Source organism: Rhizobium sp. RSm-3, assembly GCF_001854685.1.
GTDB lineage: Bacteria > Pseudomonadota > Alphaproteobacteria > Rhizobiales > Rhizobiaceae > Rhizobium > Rhizobium ecuadorense.
This window is the reverse complement of record NZ_MAWZ01000013.1, coordinates 1-21385: the sequence shown is the minus strand read 5'-3', so window position 1 is coordinate 21385 and position 21385 is coordinate 1. Positions and strand designations below refer to the sequence as shown.

At 60.9% G+C, this 21385-nt stretch carries 20 protein-coding genes and 1 tRNA gene; 14 read left to right on the top strand and 7 right to left on the bottom strand.

All coding sequences use genetic code 11. From position 1 onward, the window contains the following. The first annotated feature begins 310 nt into the window (after positions 1–310). Entirely contained in the window at positions 311–1531 is a 1221-nt protein-coding gene (locus BBJ66_RS13315; RefSeq protein WP_071087605.1) for an aminotransferase-like domain-containing protein, read from the top strand. A gap of 200 nt (positions 1532–1731) precedes the next feature. Here the strand turns inward: BBJ66_RS13315 and BBJ66_RS13310 are convergent, their stop codons facing one another. Next, positions 1732–2790 (bottom strand): aldo/keto reductase, encoded by a 1059-nt coding sequence (locus BBJ66_RS13310; RefSeq protein WP_049733540.1) that lies wholly within the window; start codon positions 2788–2790, stop codon positions 1732–1734. A gap of 246 nt (positions 2791–3036) precedes the next feature. Further along, positions 3037–3507, bottom strand: a complete 471-nt coding sequence (locus BBJ66_RS13305) for a MarR family winged helix-turn-helix transcriptional regulator (protein WP_071087602.1) — start codon at positions 3505–3507, stop codon at positions 3037–3039. A gap of 217 nt (positions 3508–3724) precedes the next feature. On the opposite strand from BBJ66_RS13305, the gene BBJ66_RS13300 reads away from it, so the two are divergent. The 8 genes from BBJ66_RS13300 (at position 3725) to BBJ66_RS13265 (ending at position 12075) form a co-directional block, all read left to right on the top strand. After that, positions 3725–4492 (top strand): alpha/beta fold hydrolase, encoded by a 768-nt coding sequence (locus tag BBJ66_RS13300; RefSeq protein WP_071087600.1) that lies wholly within the window; start codon positions 3725–3727, stop codon positions 4490–4492. Positions 4493–5137: 645 nt separating this feature from the next. Next, positions 5138–6247 (top strand): endonuclease/exonuclease/phosphatase family protein, encoded by a 1110-nt coding sequence (locus BBJ66_RS13295; protein WP_071087598.1) that lies wholly within the window; start codon positions 5138–5140, stop codon positions 6245–6247. Positions 6248–6255: 8 nt separating this feature from the next. After that, a complete protein-coding gene (locus BBJ66_RS13290) occupies positions 6256–7026 on the top strand; it encodes an NUDIX hydrolase (RefSeq protein ID WP_049733536.1) in 771 nt (256 codons plus the stop codon). Positions 7027–7260: 234 nt separating this feature from the next. Continuing rightward, a complete protein-coding gene (locus tag BBJ66_RS13285) occupies positions 7261–8172 on the top strand; it encodes a PhzF family phenazine biosynthesis protein (RefSeq protein WP_049733535.1) in 912 nt (303 codons plus the stop codon). 222 nt (positions 8173–8394) lie between these two features. Then, positions 8395–8470: transfer RNA gene (locus BBJ66_RS13280), tRNA-Lys, on the top strand. A gap of 341 nt (positions 8471–8811) precedes the next feature. Further along, positions 8812–9111 carry a hypothetical protein gene (locus tag BBJ66_RS13275; protein WP_071087596.1) on the top strand — a complete coding sequence of 100 codons (300 nt, stop codon included), beginning with the start codon at positions 8812–8814 and terminating at the stop codon, positions 9109–9111. Positions 9112–9239: 128 nt separating this feature from the next. Beyond that, a complete protein-coding gene (locus BBJ66_RS13270) occupies positions 9240–10961 on the top strand; it encodes a tetratricopeptide repeat protein (RefSeq protein WP_049733533.1) in 1722 nt (573 codons plus the stop codon). 331 nt (positions 10962–11292) lie between these two features. After that, positions 11293–12075 carry an outer membrane protein gene (locus BBJ66_RS13265; protein WP_071087594.1) on the top strand — a complete coding sequence of 261 codons (783 nt, stop codon included), beginning with the start codon at positions 11293–11295 and terminating at the stop codon, positions 12073–12075. Between the two features lie 32 nt (positions 12076–12107). On the opposite strand, the gene BBJ66_RS13260 is transcribed toward BBJ66_RS13265, so the two are convergent. From BBJ66_RS13260 to BBJ66_RS34940, 4 genes are all read right to left on the bottom strand, one after another. After that, on the bottom strand, positions 12108–13064 hold the full coding sequence (locus BBJ66_RS13260; protein WP_071088103.1) for an HAD family hydrolase: 957 nt from the start codon (positions 13062–13064) through the stop codon (positions 12108–12110). Positions 13065–13131: 67 nt separating this feature from the next. Next, positions 13132–14097 (bottom strand): formylglycine-generating enzyme family protein, encoded by a 966-nt coding sequence (locus BBJ66_RS13255; RefSeq protein ID WP_161492676.1) that lies wholly within the window; start codon positions 14095–14097, stop codon positions 13132–13134. Between the two features lie 323 nt (positions 14098–14420). After that, complete coding sequence (locus BBJ66_RS13250) at positions 14421–16064, bottom strand: arylsulfatase (protein ID WP_049733530.1); 1644 nt, start codon at positions 16062–16064, stop codon at positions 14421–14423. A gap of 418 nt (positions 16065–16482) precedes the next feature. Next, a complete protein-coding gene (locus tag BBJ66_RS34940; protein ID WP_190238008.1) occupies positions 16483–16698 on the bottom strand; it encodes a hypothetical protein in 216 nt (71 codons plus the stop codon). Between BBJ66_RS34940 and BBJ66_RS13245 the strand changes: the two genes are divergently transcribed. From BBJ66_RS13245 to BBJ66_RS13235, 3 genes are all read left to right on the top strand, one after another. Continuing rightward, complete coding sequence (locus BBJ66_RS13245; RefSeq protein ID WP_071087592.1) at positions 16652–17464, top strand: alpha/beta hydrolase; 813 nt, start codon at positions 16652–16654, stop codon at positions 17462–17464. The genes BBJ66_RS34940 and BBJ66_RS13245 overlap by 47 nt on opposite strands. Before the next feature lie 109 nt (positions 17465–17573). Further along, positions 17574–17870 carry a hypothetical protein gene (locus BBJ66_RS13240; RefSeq protein ID WP_071087590.1) on the top strand — a complete coding sequence of 99 codons (297 nt, stop codon included), beginning with the start codon at positions 17574–17576 and terminating at the stop codon, positions 17868–17870. A gap of 57 nt (positions 17871–17927) precedes the next feature. Continuing rightward, on the top strand, positions 17928–18230 hold the full coding sequence (locus BBJ66_RS13235) for a hypothetical protein (RefSeq protein ID WP_071087588.1): 303 nt from the start codon (positions 17928–17930) through the stop codon (positions 18228–18230). A gap of 252 nt (positions 18231–18482) precedes the next feature. On the opposite strand, the gene BBJ66_RS13230 is transcribed toward BBJ66_RS13235, so the two are convergent. Continuing rightward, entirely contained in the window at positions 18483–18797 is a 315-nt protein-coding gene (locus BBJ66_RS13230) for a hypothetical protein (RefSeq protein WP_049733526.1), read from the bottom strand. Between the two features lie 258 nt (positions 18798–19055). Between BBJ66_RS13230 and BBJ66_RS13225 the strand changes: the two genes are divergently transcribed. Then, positions 19056–19871: a chromate resistance protein ChrB domain-containing protein gene (locus BBJ66_RS13225; protein ID WP_071087586.1), complete on the top strand. Its 816-nt coding sequence runs from the start codon at positions 19056–19058 to the stop codon at positions 19869–19871. A gap of 1 nt (position 19872) precedes the next feature. After that, positions 19873–21294 (top strand): chromate efflux transporter, encoded by a 1422-nt coding sequence (gene chrA, locus BBJ66_RS13220; RefSeq protein ID WP_071087585.1) that lies wholly within the window; start codon positions 19873–19875, stop codon positions 21292–21294. The last annotated feature ends 91 nt before the right edge of the window (positions 21295–21385 follow it).

Below are 21385 nucleotides of genomic sequence, written 5' to 3'. Positions count from 1 at the left end.
ACCTTGATAGTAAATTGAATAGTGGCGGCGACACTACCGCCGCCGAGCTGGTCTTGGAAGGGTCTGAATCAGCCGGTTTCGACTTTGATCAGAGGAATAATCGCTTGATGTGGCTGACGTCGAGCAGCAAATTCGCAACCGGGCGCCTTCGATATCGGATGGCGGTTGCATCAACTGAAATCCCGATCATCCAAAGGCTTTTGAATATACGATTCCAACATGTCACCATGACAAGAAAATAGGTCAGTATTGTTGACATAAATTTCCTGGCGTGGTCATCTGTCAGGAATAGAAAATACGAGGAAACCCCATGCTGAACTGGGACACCATGTTTGCGTCGCGCTCGTCGCGCATGCGCGCATCCGAGATCCGCGAGCTCCTGAAACTTCTCGACCGGCCCGATATCATTTCCTTTGCCGGCGGCATTCCTGATCCGGCGCTGTTTCCCGATCGGGAGTTCAAGCAGGCCTATGCCGATATCTTCGACGGCGCTGCCGTCAATTCTGCGCTGCAATATTCGGTCAGCGAAGGCTACAAGCCGCTGCGCGAATGGCTGATCGGGCAGATGACCGATCTCGGTATCCCCTGCGAACTCGACAATGTCTTCATCGTCTCCGGCTCGCAGCAGGGGCTCGATTATCTCGGCAAGCTGTTCCTGTCGCCTGGTGATACCGCGCTGGTCACATGGCCGACCTATCTCGGTGCGCTGCAGGCCTTCAACGCCTATGAACCGGCCTACGACCAGCTGACGCCGAACGGCAACCGGACACCGGAGTCCTACCGTGCGGCTGCAGCGGCAGCCGGCGGCAAGGTGAAATTCGCCTATCTCTCCGCCGACTTCTCCAATCCGACCGGCGAAACGGTCGATCTTGAGGGCCGCCGGAAGGTTTTGGCACTGGCCGAAGACCTCGACGTCGCCGTCATCGAAGACGCGGCCTATCAGTCGCTGCGTTACGACGGCGATCCGATCCCGCCGATCCTGGCGTTGGAGATCGCCGGAAAGGGCCATATCAACGATACGCGCACGATCTATTGCGGCAGCTTTTCCAAGACGCTGGCGCCCGGCCTTCGTGTCGGCTTCATCGTCGCCAATGCCCCCGTCATCCGTAAGCTGGTGCTGATGAAGCAGGCCGCCGACCTGCATTCCTCGACGATCAACCAGATGGCGATATCGGATGTCGCCGAGTGCGGCTTCGACGCGCAGGTCGCGAAGATCAAGGCCGCCTACAGCAAGCGCCGCGACTGCATGCTGGCCGCGCTCGAGAAATACATGCCCGAAGGCACGAGCTGGACCAAGCCGGAAGGCGGCATGTTCATCTGGATCACGCTGCCGGAGGGCATGGACGGCGCCAAGCTTCTGGCGAAATCGCTCGAAACCGCCAAGGTCGCCTTCGTGCCCGGCAAGGCCTTCTTCGCCGACGGTTCCGGCGCCAACACTTTCCGCGTCAGCTTCTCCTGCGCCAACGAGCAGATGATCGAGGACGGTATCGGCCGCCTGGGCGCGCTGATCTCGGCCGAGATCGGCGGCTGATTGTTGTAGGTTGGGCGATACGCTGCCACGAGTCCCTTCTCCCCAGCGGGGGTCCGAAGGACGGGTCTCGACCCGTCCTTCGGACCCCCGCTGGGGAGAAGAGGGAGCCAGCCAGCGCCAATCAGAAGATCGTCGCCCACCGTTCGCCGTTTCGCTCTCGCCGTAGCCGACGCGGTCGGCCACGGTGCCGTGGTGACCGTCTATCGCTGGAGATGCGGGCCGAACAGCTCGAGATCGGCTTCACCAAGCCTGTCGCTCGCCGTGTTCAGCTGGTGCCAGTAGGGATAGATCACCGGCGGCAGGCTGACGGCATCGAGGCGTTTGCGCTCCTCGTCCGTGAGCTTCAGTTCGGCGGCGGCGATGTTGTCGCGGAACTGGGCTTCGGTGCGGCCGCCGATGATGACCGAGGTCACCGCCTTGCGGCCGATCAGCCAGGCGAGCGCCACTTGAGCGGCCGAGACGCCGCGTTCTTCACCGATCGCCACCAGCGTCTCGACGATGTTCCAGAGGCGGTTCTCGTCGCGGATCGGCGGTTCGGTCCAGCCGGCGAACTGGCGCGTGCCTTCGGGTGCGGCCTGGTTGCGGCGGTGTTTGCCGGAAAGCAGGCCGCCGGCAAGCGGGCTCCAGACCAGCACGCCGAGGCCCTGGTCGATCGAGATCGGCAGCAGCTCATATTCGGCGTCGCGGGCTTCCAGCGTATAATGGATCTGCTGGCTGACGAAGCGCTGGTAGCGGTGCTCGTTGGCGATGCCGAGCGCCTTCATGATGTGCCAGCCGGAATAGTTCGAGCAGCCGACGTAACGCACCTTGCCCTGCCTGATCAGCGTGTTCAAGGCTTCCATCGTCTCTTCGAGCGGGGTCTGGCCGTCCCATTCATGCACCTGATAGAGATCGATGACATCGGTCTTCAAGCGTTTCAGGCTGGCTTCGCATTCGCGGATCAGGTGGTAGCGCGACAGGCCCTGGTCGTTCGGGCCGTCACCCATGCCGAAGCGGGCCTTGGTTGCAAGCAGCACGCCTTGCGGCCGCTTGCCGGAGAGTACATCGCCGATGATGTTTTCGCATTCGCCGTTGGAATAGGCATTGGCGGTGTCGATAAGGTTGATGCCGGCATCGATGCACATATCGATCATCTTGCGCGCCTCGGAGACGCCGAGGTCCCCGACGGTCTTCGCCCATCCGACGCCGCCGAAGGTCATCGTGCCCATGGTCAAAGTCGAAATCTTGAGGCCTGAACGGCCGAGCAGACGATATTCCATTGAAATTCCTCCTCCATCGAAAACACGATTGACGTACCTCAGCGCGGCGGAATGGCAATGGCGGCGCGTTCACGCCTGCGTGAGGCTTAGGCAAAATTGTGAGCGCCGGCATCTTCCGGCCGTACGGCGGCCGCGGTCGACGCGCGTCCGGCGGCGGGGCGCCGGCAGACGGATCGTACAATATGCCATCGGCTTGTCGACGGAAATCGTTCGGGCTTGGCGATGACGCGCGGGCGCCGCGCCGCGTCAGGTCTCTTCCTTGTTCTTCTTCTGAATGTTGTCGCGGATGGACGCGATCGTTTCCCGAATCGTGTTGACGGTCGTGGCGTCGAGACCGACGGCTTTTCCGATGCAGTCGAACACATGGGCGGCACGGCTCTTCAAGGCGTGCCCCTCCTTCGTCAGGCGCAGCAGGACCTGGCGCTCATCGGCGGGATTTCGGTTGCGGGTGACGAGGCCGGCATTTTCCAGCCGCTTCAACAGCGGGGTGAGGGTGCTCGAGTCAAGAAACAGCGTCTCGCCCAGATCTTTCACCGTGCGGTCGTCATGCACCCATAAAGTGGTCATCACCAGGAATTGTGGATAGGTGAGATCCAACTCGTCGAGCAGCGGGCGGTAAAGCTGGTTAAAGGCATGGCCTGCCGAATAGATTGAAAAGCAGAGCATTTCATCCACCTTCGGCAGGTCGGCGAGATCAGCTGGTGTGGCGTCGTTCATCACCTTACTCCTCAGGCATCAATATAATTTGTGCGCGATCTATTTGCAAGCTATTGACGTCTCGGCCTCGCCGGCCTATTTAGATCGTGTACAAATAAATCTCTCACAAAATATATATGTTGAGAATATGGGCAGCTTTCCGCGTCAGGAGATGCGGAAACGAGTGATCGCCTTCCCCGAATCTAAGTCAAACCCAACCGACGAAAGGAAATGACCAATGTTCAAGTTTGCTGCTGTCGTCGCCCTGGCGGGCGCGCTTCTTTCCGGAACCGCCGTTGCCGAGCTGGCCAAGCCGACCGTCGTCCTCGTCCACGGCGCCTTTGCCGATTCCTCCAGCTGGAACGGCGTGGTCGAAATCCTGCGCAAGGACGGATTCCAGGTCGTGGCTGCCGCCAACCCGCTGCGCGGCGTTTCCAATGACGCCGCCTATGTTTCCGACGTGGTCGCCAGCATCGCCGGTCCGGTCGTCCTCGTCGGCCATTCCTATGGCGGGCAGGTGATCTCGACTGCCGCAAACGGCCACGACAACGTCAAGTCCCTGGTCTATGTCGCGGCCTTCGCACCTGATACAGGGGAATCGGTTGCCGATCTCGCCGGCAAGTTTCCCGGCGGCACGCTGGGTGCCGCGCTTGCGGCGCCGGTGAAGCTGAGCGGGGGCGGCGTTGATCTTTATATCGACCAGGCGAAATTCCATGACCAGTTCGCCAGCGACGTGCCGGCTGAACAGGCTGCCCTGATGGCGGCGGCGCAACGGCCGGTCACCGACGCGGCTCTCAACGAAAAGTCGGGCGAGCCCGCCTGGAAGAAGCTGCCGTCGTGGTTTGTCTACGGCACCGACGACAAGAACATTCCGGCGGCAGCCCTCGGCTTCATGGCCGAGCGGGCGGGGTCCAAGCGGACTGTCGTGGTCGAGGGCGCTTCCCACGTCGTGATGGTTTCGCAGCCGCAGAAGGTGGCAGACCTCATCGAGGAGGCCGCAAAATAACGTTCGATCAGGACCACGGCGCGCAAGTGCCGTGGCTCGATTTTTGGCAGGCATGAGCCTGCATGCGAGGCCGCGATCGACTGGGTTTGCAAGGATGGCTTGTCGGCGGCAGCGGCCGCAGTGAAACTTGACAATATAAGATTGAAAATTGCGGCTATCTTCTTTCGAATCGTCCAAAAGTTGAATATCCCTTCTGACTTCGATCTAGCCGTCCACGATGTAAGGCAAACGGCTAAGTTATTGCGAGCGCAGTGGATCAAGCAAAAACTGCGCGATAATCAGTCTATTAAGGGACCATATTTGCATGCCAATTCAAGTAAGGCGTCGATCCGTGTTCGCGCTTTCGGGAGTTCTTTTGATTGCCGCGAGCGTGCTTCAGGGATGCCCATCTTTAGAGCGGCAGAAACAGGACGGCGAATGGAAAACTCGAACGTTTAAGCCAAGCGAATTACATGGCAGTTCGAGCAACGGGAGTTCGTCGAGCAGTCCTGATGGCGGGCACAGCCAACCTCACGACGGCGCCACCTCAAGTCCGCCCAGCCATATTTAGGGCGTAGAGGGCATTTGTCCGCATATTTCTTCGCCCCGCCGTCTTTTACTCGTGCGATTGCCGGATAAGGTACTGCCCGCAACCGGACTCTCGCCATGTCGCTTCGCCTCGCCACCTTCAACGTCGAAAATCTGCTGACCCGATTCGATTTCACCGGCTTCCGCAACCAGCTGCGCCAGGATCGCGTCATCAAGCTTTTCGATGTGTCGAGCGAGGGCGTCTATCAGCAGCTCGAGCAGGCGCGGGTGATCGCCGCCACCGACGACACGAGACAGATGACGGCGCTGGCGATCGCCGATGCGGATGCCGATATCCTCTGTCTGCAGGAAATCGACAACATGGCCGCGCTGCAGGCCTTCGAATACGGCTATCTCTTCCGCATGGTCGGAAACGGCTACCGGCAGAAATATCTGGTCGAGGGCAATGACAGCCGCGGTATCGATGTCGCGGTGCTGATGCGCGAGGAAACGCGCGACGGCCAGAAGATCGAGGTCAGGGATATAAGAAGCCATGCGATGACGACTTATCGCGATCTCGATCTCTTCGACGAAGAGCTGGCGCTCACCAACCGCATCGACGACAAGATCTTCAAGCGCGACTGCCTGGAACTCGATCTCCTGATCGGCGGCCGGCCGTTCTCGCTCTATGTCGTGCATTTCAAATCGATGGGCAATCCGCGCGACGGGCTCGACGGGCGGCAATCGACAATGCCGATCCGCCGCGCCGAGGCGCGCGCCGTGCGCCGCATCATCGAGGACCGCTTCGGCGCCGGGCACACCGCCAAGAACAGTTTCGCCATCTGTGGCGACATGAACGATTACCAGGAGCGCGTCGATGTCATCGGCCGACGCGGTACCGATTACCGCTTCGAGCATCACGACGAAGCCGAAAGCGCCCTCGACGTCTTCAGTCATGACGGCTTTGCCGAAAACGTCGTGCGCCGCCGTGATCCCCTCGACCGCTGGACGCTCTACCACGCCCGCGGGCCGCAGGAGCAGTGGCTCTGCCAGCTCGATTATCTCTGGCTTTCGCCGGAGCTCGCCGCCCACAATGCCGGCCGGCTACCGGAAATCATCCGCAGCGGCCAGCCCTATCGCACTATCTTCCCGCCGGGGCAGGAGGTGGAGCGTTATCCGCGCACAGGCTGGGACCGGCCGAAGGCGTCCGATCACTGCCCCGTCGTCATGACACTGGATCTCCCCTGAAAGCGAACATGAAAACCAATTTGAACCTGAATATCGCAAACAGCGATTTTTCCGATGATTTCGCCGGCTGGCCGCCTGAAGCCACCGTCTTCCCGATCGCCGGGGTCGATCTGCGCGTCCTGCCCGGCATTCATCCCTTCGTCCTCGCCGAGGAGGCGGCGATCCGCGAAAACTGGGCGAAGGAAACCGCCGCCAACCCGGCGCTGTTCGACGGCCGCCTGGTGTTCCAGCAGCAACTGTCGTTCAGCGAAGAGGGGATTGCGGGCGAGGGCTACGTCACTCCCTTTTCTGCCTTCATGTGGTGGCGCCGGCAGCCGCAGCGTCAGGGCGGCCTGCATATCTTTGCCTATCCGGTGCTGGAAAGCGCCGACGGCGCGCTGGTGGCGATCCGCATGGGCGCCCATACGGCCAATCCCGGCCAGGTCTATTTCGCCGCCGGCTCGCTGGAACAGGAGGATATCGTCGACGGGCGCTGCGACATCGAGGCCAATATGCGCCGCGAAGTCCACGAGGAGACAGGCCTGGACCTCGCCGACGCGGCGGCGGGGCAGGGGCTCTACGCCAGCTATTCCAGACGCACGGTAGCGCTCATGCGGCTCTTCCGCTTCGACATGACGGCGGCCGAGATGGTGAAGCGGATCGAGGCCCACATGCTGGTCGCCGAGGACAAGGAGATCGCCGGTGCGGTGGCGATCCGCTCGGCCGATCCCTCGGCCCATCCGTATAACATCGCCATGCTGCCGGTGATTAGCTGGTATTTCGGCAAGGCGGGCGCATAAGAGGCACGAGGGCGGAAGGTCAACCTCGTCCTTCGAGGCCACTTCGGGGACGGATGAGGTTGGAGAGAGGTGCGGTATTCTCCAACGTCCCATACTGAGGCTTGCAGGCCGAAGGCCGGAGCCTCGAAGGACAGGCTCCAGTTTGGCTCCTTGCATCCATCTGACTTAGCGCCTTGCACTCGGCCGTTTGGTCGGGCAGGTTGGCGGCGCGATGACCGATTCAAGGAGGCCGATGTGGCGCGAAGCTACAGCGTCTATGACGTGTTCACCGATCGAAAGCTTGCGGGCAACCCGCTGGCGGTGATCTTCGACGGAGACGATCTCAGCGACGAGGCGATGCAGGCGATCACCCGGGAGATCAATCTCTCCGAGACGGTGTTCGTGCAGCCTTCGAGCAATCCCGCCTATGCGGCGAAGCTCAGGATCTTCACGCCCGGGCGCGAGCTGCCGTTTGCCGGCCATCCGACGGTCGGCACGGCGGTAGCGCTGGCCGAGCGGGCGCATGGCGCGTCGACGCTCGATCTCGTGACGGTGCTTGAGGAAAATGTCGGGCCGGTGCGCTGCGCGGTGCGGCTGAGGGAGGGCGAGGCGAGTTTTGCCGAATTCGACCTGCCGCGGAAATCACAGCCGGCGATCATGCCGCTCGACAAGCTCGGCATGGCCGATGCGCTGTCGCTGAAGGTGACCGAGATCGGCTTCGAAAATCACGTGCCGTCGGTCTGGAGCGCCGGCGTACCCTTCCTGCTCATTCCGGTGCACGATGTCGGAGCCGCACAGCGGGTGGAATTCGATCCGCAGCTTTGGGAAAAGATCGTGCCCTTCGTCGAGGGTGCGCTTGCTTCGGCCTATGTCTATTGCCGCGGCGGCGTCAATCACGTGGCGAAGTTCCATGCGCGAATGTTTGCAAGCGGCATGGGGATCGTCGAAGATCCGGCCACCGGCTCGGCGGCGGCCGCACTCTCCGGCGCGATCCATCATTTCGACCGACTGACGGACGGGCATCACCCGATCATGATCGAGCAGGGTGTCGAGATGGGGCGGCCCTCCTTCATCCATCTGCATATCGATGTCGACGGCGGGGCGATCTCCAATGCCCGGATCGGCGGCCAGGCGGTGCGGCTGGCGAGCGGCACGCTCGACCTTTAATTTCATCAGAGGGCCGCGCGCCCGACAGGCGGGTGGCCCTCTATCGCTTTGAATCTGCGCTTAATCCTTGCCGAAAACCGCTTCCGGTTTGCGGGCTTATGCCCTGCATTTCAGCCATGCCGAAAAATCTTCGCGATTAACCAAAGAAAATTCGCCGATGCGCTGGACAAGCCTGCCGATCCTGTTTATACGCCCCGTCACACCGCGCAGCCAAGCGCGGACGGGTGATTAGCTCAGTTGGTAGAGCAGCTGACTCTTAATCAGCGGGTCGTAGGTTCGAGCCCTACATCACCCACCATTTTTTCTTGTAAATCAAAGTGTTGAGCTGATTGTTTCAATCGGCGTCTGGAACACGGACACCTCGCCAGATCACCATTGGATCACGTGGGGTAAGCGTGATCGCCATGGTGGAAAGCCGCACCGAGCGGGCTGGCAAGGGTCGAGACTTATCCGTCGTCAGCGAAACCCCATCCGAATACCTTCGCCGCCGCCGTCGTGCGGGAGTCCGTTGCTGTATGTCCAGACGTAAAGGCCCGGACGCCGACGTAAACCGGCAGGGATTTACGGTAACGTACTTCCTTGGCTGTCAGGCGCGGGCATAATCCATCGACCAACTTTGGGCCGGGGGCCGACAGTCCGATGGATAAACAAAGCGATGCCGATAGGAACTGTTCTGGAGACGCCCGGAGAGGGTTATGGCGGCTCATGCTGAGGCTGCCGGCCATGCGCGGCCGACTCCAGCTTCTGGCGGCAAAATCGTCGTCATTGAATGATCTCTTCGAGGCCTATGACGAAGCAATAGCAACCGTGGAACGCATGTCCAGGGACCGCTCCGGAGAGCAATGTCCGCTTCTTGAAGAATACGAAACCGTTTGCGCCGAGATCGAATCCGACGTCATTCATTACGTTCTCAAGCACCCTTCAAACGTGCCGGACTGAAGCGGAGCTCGTGCTGCAAATGATCAAGTTTTGGTTTTATTAGCGTTTTATATTGCAACTTATTGTCATTTGGGCGATAAATCGCTCCGTTCTACTTTGGCTTAGACACGGTGTGCGGGGGGGCAGCCATGAATGCTGAAGTGCACGACTTGAAGGCTTGTGAAGTTTCTGCGGATGAAGCCAGGGCCGAACTTGAACGGCTGTTTTCCGACACCCGCTTCCGTGTCACCGAGCGCCAGAAGGACATCCTCAGATATCTGGCGGAGCGCCGCTTCAACGGGTGCGACGACGGTGCGAAAGCCTATTCCGTAGCGCTTGACGTGCTCGGTCGGCCGAGCGATTTCGACGCATCGACCGATCCGATCGTCCGTATCGAGATCAGCCGTCTGCGGTCGGCTCTCGATGCCTACTACCAAGCATTCGGCGCGGCCGGCAGCGTTACCATTCACATCCCGAAGGGTATGTACATCGCTCTCTTCTCCGGGATGCCGATCCCGCACGAGTTCCACGGCGGACTGGAGGCAGCGGTCGAAAGCCGGCAGTTTCCTCCTGTATCTGACGCTGCCCCGGTTCCGGTACGCCCGCGACACGGATATCGCATTGCGGCCGCAGCGACGGCGGTTGCCCTGATCCTGGCGGCTGTCGCCGGCTTTGAGCTGTTTTCCCGTTCGCCTGCGATGACGACGAAGCCCACGGTCTACATTATGATGGAAGCTGCCGAGGGCCGATTGCAGGGTGAAGCCAGCCAGACACGTGACGCGCTGACGACGGCGCTCACACAATTCACGACGCTGACGGTCGCCAAGGCTGGTTATGCCAATGTCCGCTCCGGGGCGCCTATCGGCAGAAGCTACGAGATCGACATCAAGTATTATGGCGATGCCGATGACCGGAGCGTCTGGTGGCAGATCGCCGACAGCAACACGGGTGACGTGCTGAAATCCGGTCTTGAAAAGGTGGACATCAGCGGAAAAAGCCCGGCCTTCGTGCGGGAAGAGATGGCCGGAGAACTGGCGCAGCGCTTTGCGGCCACACGCGGCGTTATCAACAATATCGAGATCCACGACGGTCCCGATGACGCGCTCGGCAATGCTTGCGTTTTGCGGGCGGAATATGCGCTCGATGAAGGCGGGTTGGATCGCGTGCTTGGCAGCCGGGATTGTTTGGAGCGGGGGCTTGCGATCGCTCCGGGCGATCCGGATACCAATGCGCTTCTCTCCCGGGTGCTTCTTGTCGGCAAGAATGTCTCGATCGATCCGGCTGTCCAGTTGCGTGCACTCGCGCTCGCTAAGGGGGCCGTGTCGGCGGCTCCAATGTCGGACAGGGCTCAGGTCGCGCTGATGGTAGCGCAATTTGCCGCCGGCCGGGTAGAGGCGGCGGTTCAGGCCGGAAATCGCGCAGTGGAGCTAAATCCCAACAACGGCGACGCCGCAGCCAAGCTCGCATTGGTGCTTTATCTGGCAGGCTACAAGGACGCCGGCGTGGCGATGGTCCATGACGCGGGCCGCGCCGTCGATGTTGCGCCGCGGGATGCGATACTGGTGCTTGCGCTCGATGCCTATAGCAGCGGCCGCTATTCCGAAGCGTCGCTGCTTTCGGAACAAATCAGTTGCACGGATTTCATGGTCGCGACGCTGAGGGTGGCTGCGTTTGGCCAGCTTGGCTCGCCGGAAGCACATGAACGGCTCTCGGAAATCACAGCCAAGGATCCGGACTTCGAGCGGACCTTTCGCGACAGGGTGGCAGCCTGGCGCCTGCAGCCGGATATTGCCACGCAGCTGGAAGTCGGCCTGATCAAGGCTGGAGCGCAGGTCGATAAAAATGCTGTTGCCAGTGTAACTACGCCGTAAACGGCCGATTTGTTGCAACGTACTCGTGCGCAGACGACGTTCCGCCAAGACCAAACCATGAATACAGGTTCGCGAGCCCCCGGATCACTTCGTCATCCATCGTGCTGGGCGGCAGGCCCGCAATATGCGTGAACCCGGCCCGCGACTTCGAGCGCCGGATACTGGGCAGTTCGGCTGGTTGATGGTGGCGCAACGCGACTGCGCCGGCGGTAAAGGCTTGTCGGAACAGCGTAATTTACGTGCCGTTTACTGTAACGTACTTCCGGTGGGCTACCGGCGATGTTCCTATGCCAGCGCGAGACCCGAGACTGAAGAGGAAGGAACATCTGCGATGAGATCGACTGCGGTCTACCTGTCACTGCTGCTGTTTGCGGTTCCCTCGGCTGTCAGGGCCGCCGATATCGCGCCGGTTATCGCTCCCCAGCCGAAAGTCGAGGATCCGGACCGCTGGACCTTTTCGTTCTCGCCATATTTCTGGGCTGCGGGGATCACAGGCGACACTGCGGTCTTCGGCTTACCCGAGGTTCATACCGACCAGAGCTTCGGCGACATTCTGCAGGATATCGACTTTGGCTTCATGATGGCCGGCGAGGCGCGGTACGGGCCTTACAGTATCGTGGGCGACATGACCTATGCGAGGATCACGACGGACTCGGCGACGCCACGGGGCGTACTGGCCGACGAGGTCGATCTCAAGAGCGAAACCTTCACCGCCATGCTCGGCATCGGCTACACTGTTCTCGAAGACGAGAAGGGCAGGCTCGACGTCATCGGGGGTATCAAACTCTGGTCGGTGGAGACGACGATCTCCTTTGGCGGCGGGCCTCTGGGCGGTGTCTCCAATCGTGATGATGCGACCTGGGTTGATGCCATGGCCGGCATACGCGGCGTCTACTCGATCACGCCGACCATCTATCTCACCGGATGGGGGCTGATCGGCGCCGGTGGAGCAGATCTCGACTGGGATGTCATGGGAGGCGTCGGCTATAAGTGGAACGACACCGTATCGGCTTTCCTCGGATATCGCGCGCTCGGGGTGAACTATAGCAATGACACGCTGACCAACGACATCGTCGAGCACGGTCCCATCATGGGCGTCGTTCTGCATTTCTAAACCGCTCGCTCCCGCAGCCGCGTCATGCGGCCTCACCGCTCGAAGGCAAAAACCTTTCTCCAGTCGTTCTTCATATCGACGACCAGCCAGTTGCGGCGTTCGGCCTCGTCGAGCGCCTTATCCAGCTTGCCGACGGGTGACTGCCGGTCGTAGGCATATTCGCGGTCGCCATCGGTGTGGTGGACGATCATGGCAAAACCCGGTTTCGTGGCGGCGGTCGTCCAGCGCAGCATCTCGTAATCGCCATCGGAATTGCCCGCGACGAAGATCGGCTTGCGGCCGATGAACTTGTTGATGCCCACAGGCTTGCCAGGCCCATCGTCGACGAAATCGACCTTCGGCAGACGGTTGAGAACCGGGACGTCGCCGACAATCGCATATTGCGTGGCGATCGTGCTCCCGACCACTTGCTGCGGTGGGATGCCGTAAAGCTTTTCCGTAACCGGCCGCATGAACTCGACGCCGCCGCCGGAGACGATGTATGTGGCAAAGCCGTTGGCTCGCAGATAGTCCAGCAGTTCGCGCATCGGCAGGTAGGTCATATCGGTATAGAGCTTGCCGGTCTTCGGATGCCTGGCCGCAGCAAACCAGTCACTGGCGATCTGGTTGAACTGATCGGTCGTCATGCCGGCATGCGTCGCCATGCCGAGCTCGACGAAACCCATCTCGCCGCCCTTTGCGATTGCCTTGAGGTCACCGTCGAGGATGCTTTTGAAGGGCTCCTTCGTCTTCCATTCGGGATGCTGAGGCGCAAGCGTCTTGACGCGATCCAGCATGAAGGCGAGCTGGGTATAGTAAGGTTGCCCGCACCAGAGCGTGCCGTCATTGTCAAAGACGGCGATCCGGTCCACCGGCGCAAGATAAGCTTCGCCCCCCTCCGTCACCGTCGCCTTGACGAAATCCATAATTCGGCTCTTTGCGCCCGTTTCGTTCCAGGAAGGAAGGGCTTGCTGGGCCGAAGCAGGCAGCACGCTGACGACGATGAGCATGAAGGCGGCGGCCAACGACGCCGGCAGCGCGTCAGCAGCGCGAAGCACTCTGTTGATCGGCGTCTCCTCAGGCGTGAGCTCTCTTGATGCAGCGAAAGCCGACATGGCTGGTGGATGTGTCTTCGGGTTCGGCGTGGCGTGCCGCCGGCAGGTAGCGGCGGCAATAGTTGGGTGCGCAAAGATGTGAACCGCCCTTCAGGACACGTCTCGCGACACGTATCTGCGGCTGGCGGGGGATCGTAGCTCGCCTCGGCATCGCCGCCCCGCGGGTTGTTCGGAATACAGCAGGCCTTGGCAGCAGGTTCGGGATGCCGCGTGCTCCAGTAATCGCCGGTCCATTCCCAGCATTGCCGATCATGTCGTAAAGGCCGTAGCCGTTCGGCGGGAAGGAGCGTACCGGCGATGTGCGTTCGTGGCCCTTGGGCTTGGTCGAATGTGTCGGGAAGGTTCCCTGCCAGGTGTTGGCCATTGCCTTGCCGCCGGGCATCAGTTCCTCGCCCCAGGCGAATTCCGTGTCTTCAAGCCCGCCGCGTGCTGAGAATTCCCATTCGGCCTCGGTTGGAATATCCAGGCCGGCCCAATCGGCATAGGCCTTGGCGTCGGACCAGGCGACGTGCACGACGGGATGGTCGAGCTTACCGCGCAGGTCGCTCAAACCGCCGAGCGGCTTGCGCCAGGTCGCGCCGAACTTGAATGTCCACCATTGGAAAATCTCAGCTCCGCCGACGCTCTTCGGCTGAACGAACAGCAGTGAGCCGGCTCTCAGCATTTCCGGGCGCGCGCCGGGATAGTCCCGGGGGACGGGGGCTTTTTCCGCCATCGTGACATGGCCGGTCTCAGTGACGAACGCCATGAACTTGCGATTTGTCACCGGCGTCTCGTCGATCCAGAAGCCATCGACCTTCACGCGATGAGCGGGCGCTTCCTCCGGATAGTGATGGTCTGAGCCCATGGTGAAGGTTCCGCCCGGAATCCAGATCATGCCGGCGGGTGCCGCGCCAGCTGTTGAAGCGTGGTCGAATGCCAAAGCCATCGTCGCCTCCGGTTTCATGCGCGGGCATATTCGCGCGCGGCTGATCGCGGGGTAAGTACGCAACGGTAAATGCCGCCGGAATTTACGCTAGAACGGGATGATCTCAAGTTGGCCTAAAATCTAAATCCTGTTCTACATTAAAGAGTTAGAGCATGATGTCATGAGAAACCCGCTCACACTTTTCGGCATCATCTCTAGGTGTCCTGACCGATGATGGATCGGCCGATACGCTGGCCGAGGGCGAGGATACCGTCACGTGCGCTCCGGGATTTCAAGGGCCAAGCGCGACTGTCAATCGCGCCCGGCTGTCTCACAGCGGGAGGTTATTGCGCGCCCTGCGGGTTCTGACTTAGCGAGCGCATCAGCGCCTCGATCATCTGATCGACGCTGAAGCTCGCCACCCGCTGACTTGGCGGGAAATCGCGGAAGGTCTGCAGGAAGGGGGCCACGCGCCAGACGCCGTACTGGACGATGTAGGCGTTCTTGGCAAACCAGTCATAATACTGATCTGACACCACGTCTGCACGTTCAAACGGATCCATTCGAAGATTGAAGAACTTCGGGGCTCGCAAGCAGGTGAATGGGTTCGCCCAGACCTGCATTCCGCCGGGTTCTCTCTGCTCGCAGAAGACCAGCTTCCAATCCCTGTACCGGTAGGCAACCAAGTTGCCGTCGTCGTCGAAATAATAGAAATCCTCCCGGGCAGATTTCGGCTCTTTGCCCGTCAAGTAGTCGAGCTGATTGTAGCCATCGAGATGGACCTTGAACTGGTTGCCGTCGATCGTCGTGCCCTTGAGCAGTTGGTCCTTGATGTCCGGATTGCCTGCCGCAGCAAGCAGTGTCGGGAACCAGTCCAGTCCGGACACCATCTGGTTCGAGATATCGCCAGGCTTGATGCGTCCCGGCCAGCGAACCAGTGCCGGCACTCGGAACGCGCCTTCCCAGTTCGTGTCTTTCTCGCTGCGGAACGGCGTGGTCGCCGCATCCGGCCAGGACCATTGGTTCGGCCCGTTGTCGGTCGTATAGACCACGATCGTATTGTCGGCGATCTTCAGGTCGTCGAGCGCCTTCAGCAGTTTGCCGACATCTCCGTCATGCTCGATCATGCCATCGGCATAATCATTGCCCGGCATGCCGCTCTGGCCCTGCATGGATTCGCGGATATGCGTGAAGGCATGCATGCGGGTTGTGTTCATCCAGGTGAAGAAGGGTTTGCCCGCCTTGGCCTGGCGGCTGATGAAATCGACGGCGGCTTCCGTGGTTTCATCATCAATGGTTTCCATGCGCTTGCGGTTCAGCGCGCCGGTGTCCTCGATCTTTCCGTCCGCCGAAGCCTTGAGCACGCCGCGCGGCGAATTCGTCCGAACGAATTCTTGATCGTCCTTCGGATAGTAGGGCCGCTCCGGCTCTTCCTCGGCGTTTAGATGATAGAGGTTGCCATAGAATTCGTCGAAGCCGTGCTTGGTCGGAAGGAATTCGTCACGATCGCCGAGATGGTTCTTGCCGAATTGGCCGGTCGTGTAGCCGAGCGGTTTGAGCGCCTGGGCAATGGTGATGTCGCGCGACTGCAGACCGACGGTGGCGCCGGGGATGCCCACCTTGCAGAGGCCGGTGCGCAGGCAGACCTGGCCGGTGATGAAGGTCGAGCGGCCGGCAGTGCAACTGTTCTCCGCATAATAATCGGTGAACATCAGGCCTTCCTTGGCGATCCGGTCGATGTTCGGCGTCTTGTAGCCGAGCACCCCGAATGAGTAGGCGCTGATATTGGTCTGGCCGACGTCGTCGCCGAAGATCACCAGGATGTTGGGTTTTGACGTGTCTTGAGGTGTGGAAGCTTCTGTGGCCGGCGCCGGCGCAGCGGGTGCGGCTTGCTGCGCCTTGGCCGCGGTGAGAAAGGTTGTTGCTGTGAGCGTGAGGACGGCTGCGGCCGTCACCGTCAGCAGTCGCCCGGAGAGTTTCGTGCCCATCACGCCCTCCAGCTTTTCAGGTCGTTCAACATTGCGCTCTCCCTTGTGTCGGCAGGCAAAGCCATGCCGGACTGGATCGTGGTTAGTCGACTGGAAGACACTTCTCTCTAACGTGCGCTTGCGGAAGTACGTTACGGTAAACGCCCGTGTTGCGGCCCGTAAATGCCGTCGTAAAAGCGTCCGCTCATTGTGCAAGCGGCTTAGAATCCGGATGTTGGGAGGGGGGTCGCCGACATTGGCCGGCCGCTTCGGCGGCACCGGCTGCTCGATCACGGTCAACAGTGCGGCAACGGCCGTGCCTGCGACGGTGCCAACGGCGCGCACCGTGCCGCCGACCACTGCGGCAACACCTTCACCCAGCGTGATATTCGAATCGGTGCGTGGCCCCTGGACATGCTGGCGAACACGGCATCAGCTTTTATGGCAGGGACGTCGGGATTTCGTTGAGGACGATCGTCGGGCCGACCCTCTTCTCTCTGGCAACGCTTTGTGCATATATTTGCTGCTCGGCTGAGCGCACCGCGCCGAACGGGTCGCGGTCGCTGCAAAGATTCCGGGCATTGCCAAACCGGCGGGTACATTCTGTCGTGAGCGCTACAAGGTATTTGCTGATCTTGCCGCTGATGGCGGTCATCGCCTACATGGCGCTCGTAAGCCTCGTCTATCTTTCTCAGCGAGCCCTGCTTTATCCCGGCGCCGGCGCCACACCTACCCCGGAGCGCGCGAGTTGGGGCGAGACGGTCCACGTCAAGACGCCCGACGGAGAGATGCTTCAGGGACTGTACAGCCAGGGCGACAGCGACAAGCCCTGCGTGCTGCTCTTTTTCGGAAACGGTGACCGCGTCGACAATTACGCGTTTCTCGCACAGGCGCTGGCCACGCGGAGCATTGGATTGCTGGCGATTTCCTATCGCGGCTATCCGGGATCGACCGGTTCACCCAGTGAGCAGGGGTTGCTGACAGACGGCATCGCGGCGTTCGACTGGCTTTCGGCACGCGCCAGAAGCGGGATCGTTGTGCTGGGCCGGTCGCTTGGCACTGGCGTCGCTGTCAGCACGGCTGGGAAGAGGCCCGCCGTTGGCGTCATTCTTGTGTCTCCGTACCTGTCGGTTCTGTCGGTTGCGCAGACGCGTTATCCGTTCCTCCCGGTCGAGCTTCTTCTCAAGGATCCCTTTCGCTCGGACCTCAACATAGGCAAAGTAAAACAACCGAAGTTGTTCCTCCACGGCCGGCTTGATGACAGCATCCCGCTTTCTTCAGGTCAGGCGTTGTACCGCATCGCGCCCGAGCCCAAGCGGATGTTGATTTATGATGGCGTGGGTCACAACGATATCTTGAGCGATAGCATGGTCGGGGACGTGATCGGTTTTGTGGAAGCTCTGAAAGGAAACGGGTCCTAAAACCCATCATGGACGGGAGCGGTTTCCAGGGCGGCGTCGTTCGTATCGTCAGCAAGGCTCGTCGCATCGACCACCACGCCCTATCTCCCTCTCATAAACCGGGGGTTCCATGAGAAGCATCATTCTAATTGTCGCCTTGTCTCTGCCGTTGCCGGCCTTTGCCGCCGGGGTGAAGGAAGTCAAGGCAAGCGAGTATAGCTGCAGCGAGCTTGCGGAGATTATCCGCCAGAACAAGAAGGTCTTCGTCCGCGTCGGTTTCGGCGGCCGTAGTTTTCGCTATCCGCCGGCGCAATGCAGCATGGGCGACAAGCGCACCGGCACGAGTTTCCGCGATGCTCAGGGGAAGCAGTGCATTCTCGACTATGCCTGCGTCTTCGACCCCGCATCGCCCTATAATTTTCCATAGAGCGGGATGATCTTGGGCCGTCCAGCCAAAAGCGTCCTCCCATATTCAGGAGTTTTCATGAAAAGCATTATTCTGGCAGTTGCGCTGCTGTTTCCGTCCGCAGCCCTTGCCGTCGAGGCGGTGGAGGTCAACGCCAGGAATCATAGTTGCGAGGAGCTTGCGCAGATCATCCGCAAAGACAAAGCGGTGTTCGTGCGCATGGGTTTTGGCGGCCGCAGCTTTCGCTATCCGCCGGCCAGGTGCAATCTCGGCGACAAGTACGACACGGCGAGGATCAGGGATGCCAACGGCAAGATTTGCCTTCTCGACTACGAATGCGTGTACGACCCCCAATCCTTCTATAACCGGATCCCGAAATAATAACCCATCAAAGGGCGCGCAGGATTCCAAACGCCGACTTCGGTTCATCGATGATGAGATCAAGAAAAAAGGCCGGGCGAAACTCGCACCGACCCTTCCTCAATCTGTCTCGATAACGTCTGCCAGTACCTCCGTGGTCAGCCGTCAGAGACAAATTCGATATCTCTAATATAATTGCTATTTGACGATGTTCAAGAGCTTACGGCAGAAAAGGAAGCCGGCATTGACCGGCTTCCTCTCGCGGAGCCGCGCTTACTGCTGGGCAGGGGCAGCCGGCGGAGTGGCCGGTGCTGGTGCCGGTGCGGGCGTTGCGCTGTTGTCGGTCGGGGCGATCGGCTTGACCGGTGCCGGAGCCGGTTCTGATTGGGTCGTGGAGGCTGTCGTATCCGGGGATGTGCCGGGGGTGCTCCACTGCGAATAGGCGAATGCAGCGACAGCGATCACGGCCAATGCAGCGACCCAGACAACCCACGTATTATTGCTGCGCGCGCTCGGCGTGGTGCGCAGATCCAGATTTGGGTTCAGCGGGCGGTTCGGATCGTTGGCATTATTGGGGTCGTACGTCATGGTACTTTCTCCTCTTTCGGTGAAGGAAGAATGCCGAAGTGCGCATTTTGTTCCGTGGGCGCGCCGGGAAGCGGTTGAGATCAGGGGTTTCCGGGCCGCACCGGCCTGAATCGGCTGTGCGTCTCTGTTCCATCCAAGCGCCGTCTTGACACGATGGGGTCTGTTTGCGCATGGTTTTGCCTTGGGGTTGCGATCACCCCACGAGGCGCCATGCTGAAGAATCGCGTCCAATATTGCCGATCAACGGAGGGACGCGTTATGCCGTCATTTCTTGAAATTTCCGCCGACAAATTCAGCCGCCTCATCGGGACCCCCGGGGCGCCTCTCATTATCGATGTCCGGACCGAAGAGGACTTCGCACTCGATCCGCGCCTGGTTCCGGGCTCGATCCGGCGCGACCATGCCGAGGTCGCGTCCTGGATGGGCAGCGTCGATGCCGATGCCGTCGTGGTGGTCTGCCAGAAGGGCAGCAAGCTCAGCCACGGTGTGGCGGCCTATCTGCGCCATAGCGGCATCAACGCCGAAAGCCTCGAAGGCGGCTTCGAAGCCTGGATCGCCGGGGGAGCGGCGGTGCCATCGGAAAAGCTGCCGCGTCGTGACGCGGAGGGACGCACCGTCTGGGTGACGCGGGCCCGGCCGAAGATCGACCGCATCGCCTGCCCCTGGCTGATCCGGCGCTTCGTCGATCCGAACGCCGTCTTCCTGTTCGTGCCGGCGCCGGAGGTTTTAGCCGTCGGCGAGCGTTTCGGGGCGGTTCCCTTCGATATCGAAGGGGTGTTCTGGAGCCATCGCGGCGAACTCTGCACCTTCGACGTAATGATCGCGGAGTTCGGCCTGACGTTGGAACCGCTTCAGCGTTTGGCGCGGATCGTCAGGGCGGCGGATACCGCCAGGCTCGATCTCGCGCCTGAGGCGTCGGGCTTGCTTGCCGCTTCGCTCGGCCTGTCGCGGATGTATTCCGACGATTTGAAGCAACTCGAGGCCGGAATGCTTCTCTATGATGCCTTCTTCCGCTGGTGCCGGGACGCGACCGAGGAAACCCACAACTGGCCCGCGCCGAAGAAGAGGGCATGAGATGGCCGAGATGATGGACGACGGCCCGGCGGGTAAAATGATGGAGAGACATGCGGGCGAGGGTCATCACCACGGCGTCTCCTTCGGCGAAGCCCTCAAGGTGTGGCTGCGCGTCGCCGCCTTGAGCTTCGGTGGCCCGGCCGGCCAGATCGCGGTCATGCACCGCATCGTCGTCGATGAGAAGCGATGGATCGGCGAGCACCGTTTTCTGCATGCGCTGAACTATTGCATGCTGCTCCCTGGACCCGAGGCGCAGCAGCTCGCCGTCTATATCGGCTGGCTGATGCACCGCACGCTGGGCGGTCTGGTCGCCGGCATATTGTTCGTGCTGCCGGGATTCCTGTCGATCCTCTGCCTCAGCTATATCTACGCAGCCTATGGCAGCGTCGGCATCGTCGCCGGTCTGTTTTTCGGGCTGAAGGCGGCAGTGCTTGCCGTCGTCGTGCAGGCCGTTATCCGCATCGGCAGCCGCGCGCTCAGAAATAACGTGATGCTTGCCATCGCGGCGGCCGCCTTCGTCGCCATCTTCTTCTTCCATATGCCTTTCCCGCTGATCGTGCTTGCCGCCGCCATCGCCGGCTTCCTCGGCGGCAGGTTCGGGTTGGCCGCCTTTCAAACCGGTGGTGGGCACAAGGCCGGAAGCGGTTCGGTGCTGTCGGATGCCGAGTCTGCGCTGGGCGAAGGCATCCCTGATCATGCGCGCCCCAATCTCGGCTGGTCGCTGCGCATATCGGCGGTGCTGCTTGCGCTCTGGCTCGTGCCCGTCGCCGTCCTCTATGCAGCTTTCGGGGCACACGACGTTTTCACCGAGATCGGTCTGTTCTTCAGCAAGATGGCGGTCGTCACCTTCGGCGGTGCCTATGCCGCGCTCGCCTATGTCGCGCAGGAGGCCGTACAGCGGTTCGGCTGGCTGAAACCCGGCGAGATGCTCGATGGTCTGGGGATGGCCGAGACGACGCCGGGACCGCTGATCATGGTCCTTCAGTTCGTCGGCTTCATGGGCGCCTATCGCAATCCCGGATCGCTCGATCCGATGCTGGCCGCCACGCTTGCCGCAATCCTGACGACCTGGGTGACTTTCGTGCCCTGTTTCCTCTGGATCTTTCTCGGCGCGCCCTTCATCGAAAAACTGCGCGGCAATGTGGCGCTCGCCGGCGCGATGTCGGCGATCACGGCGGCGGTTGTCGGGGTCATTCTCAATCTTGCCATCTGGTTTGGCCTGCACACGCTGTTTGCCGAGGTCGCGATCGTCCATCTTGGCGGCTTGCGGCTCGATATCCCCGTGCTGCAATCGGCCGTGCCGGCGGCAATGGCGCTGTCGGCCGCCGCCGCCATCGCGATCTTCCGGTTCAGGACATCGGTGATCACGACGCTGCTTGCCTGTGCGATATCAGGAATGCTCTGGACGCTGGCGGTAGGCTAGGAGTCGTGGACTCTTGGGATTCCCAAAGGTGAGCAAATCAGATTCAAGACTGTCTTTTGGAGGCAGTCATGGGTGTTTTAGATCGTCTCAT

Excerpts from the sequence above, each read along its gene's own strand:
- BBJ66_RS13310 (WP_049733540.1), bottom strand. The coding sequence starts at position 2,790 with ATGGAATATCGTCTGCTCGGCCGTTCAGGCCTCAAGATTTCGACTTTG.
- BBJ66_RS13230 (WP_049733526.1), bottom strand. The coding sequence starts at position 18,797 with ATGACGTACGACCCCAATAATGCCAACGATCCGAACCGCCCGCTGAAC.
- BBJ66_RS13250 (WP_049733530.1), bottom strand. The coding sequence starts at position 16,064 with ATGGGCACGAAACTCTCCGGGCGACTGCTGACGGTGACGGCCGCAGCC.
- BBJ66_RS13225 (WP_071087586.1), top strand. The coding sequence starts at position 19,056 with ATGCCGTCATTTCTTGAAATTTCCGCCGACAAATTCAGCCGCCTCATC.
- BBJ66_RS13315 (WP_071087605.1), top strand. The coding sequence starts at position 311 with ATGCTGAACTGGGACACCATGTTTGCGTCGCGCTCGTCGCGCATGCGC.
- BBJ66_RS13270 (WP_049733533.1), top strand. The coding sequence starts at position 9,240 with ATGAATGCTGAAGTGCACGACTTGAAGGCTTGTGAAGTTTCTGCGGAT.
- chrA (WP_071087585.1), top strand. The coding sequence starts at position 19,873 with ATGGCCGAGATGATGGACGACGGCCCGGCGGGTAAAATGATGGAGAGA.
- BBJ66_RS13265 (WP_071087594.1), top strand. The coding sequence starts at position 11,293 with ATGAGATCGACTGCGGTCTACCTGTCACTGCTGCTGTTTGCGGTTCCC.
- BBJ66_RS34940 (WP_190238008.1), bottom strand. The coding sequence starts at position 16,698 with ATGACCGCCATCAGCGGCAAGATCAGCAAATACCTTGTAGCGCTCACG.
- BBJ66_RS13290 (WP_049733536.1), top strand. The coding sequence starts at position 6,256 with ATGAAAACCAATTTGAACCTGAATATCGCAAACAGCGATTTTTCCGAT.
- BBJ66_RS13240 (WP_071087590.1), top strand. The coding sequence starts at position 17,574 with ATGAGAAGCATCATTCTAATTGTCGCCTTGTCTCTGCCGTTGCCGGCC.
- BBJ66_RS13255 (WP_161492676.1), bottom strand. The coding sequence starts at position 14,097 with ATGGCTTTGGCATTCGACCACGCTTCAACAGCTGGCGCGGCACCCGCC.
- BBJ66_RS13275 (WP_071087596.1), top strand. The coding sequence starts at position 8,812 with ATGGATAAACAAAGCGATGCCGATAGGAACTGTTCTGGAGACGCCCGG.
- BBJ66_RS13295 (WP_071087598.1), top strand. The coding sequence starts at position 5,138 with ATGTCGCTTCGCCTCGCCACCTTCAACGTCGAAAATCTGCTGACCCGA.
- BBJ66_RS13300 (WP_071087600.1), top strand. The coding sequence starts at position 3,725 with ATGTTCAAGTTTGCTGCTGTCGTCGCCCTGGCGGGCGCGCTTCTTTCC.
- BBJ66_RS13235 (WP_071087588.1), top strand. The coding sequence starts at position 17,928 with ATGAAAAGCATTATTCTGGCAGTTGCGCTGCTGTTTCCGTCCGCAGCC.
- BBJ66_RS13305 (WP_071087602.1), bottom strand. The coding sequence starts at position 3,507 with ATGAACGACGCCACACCAGCTGATCTCGCCGACCTGCCGAAGGTGGAT.
- BBJ66_RS13260 (WP_071088103.1), bottom strand. The coding sequence starts at position 13,064 with ATGCTCATCGTCGTCAGCGTGCTGCCTGCTTCGGCCCAGCAAGCCCTT.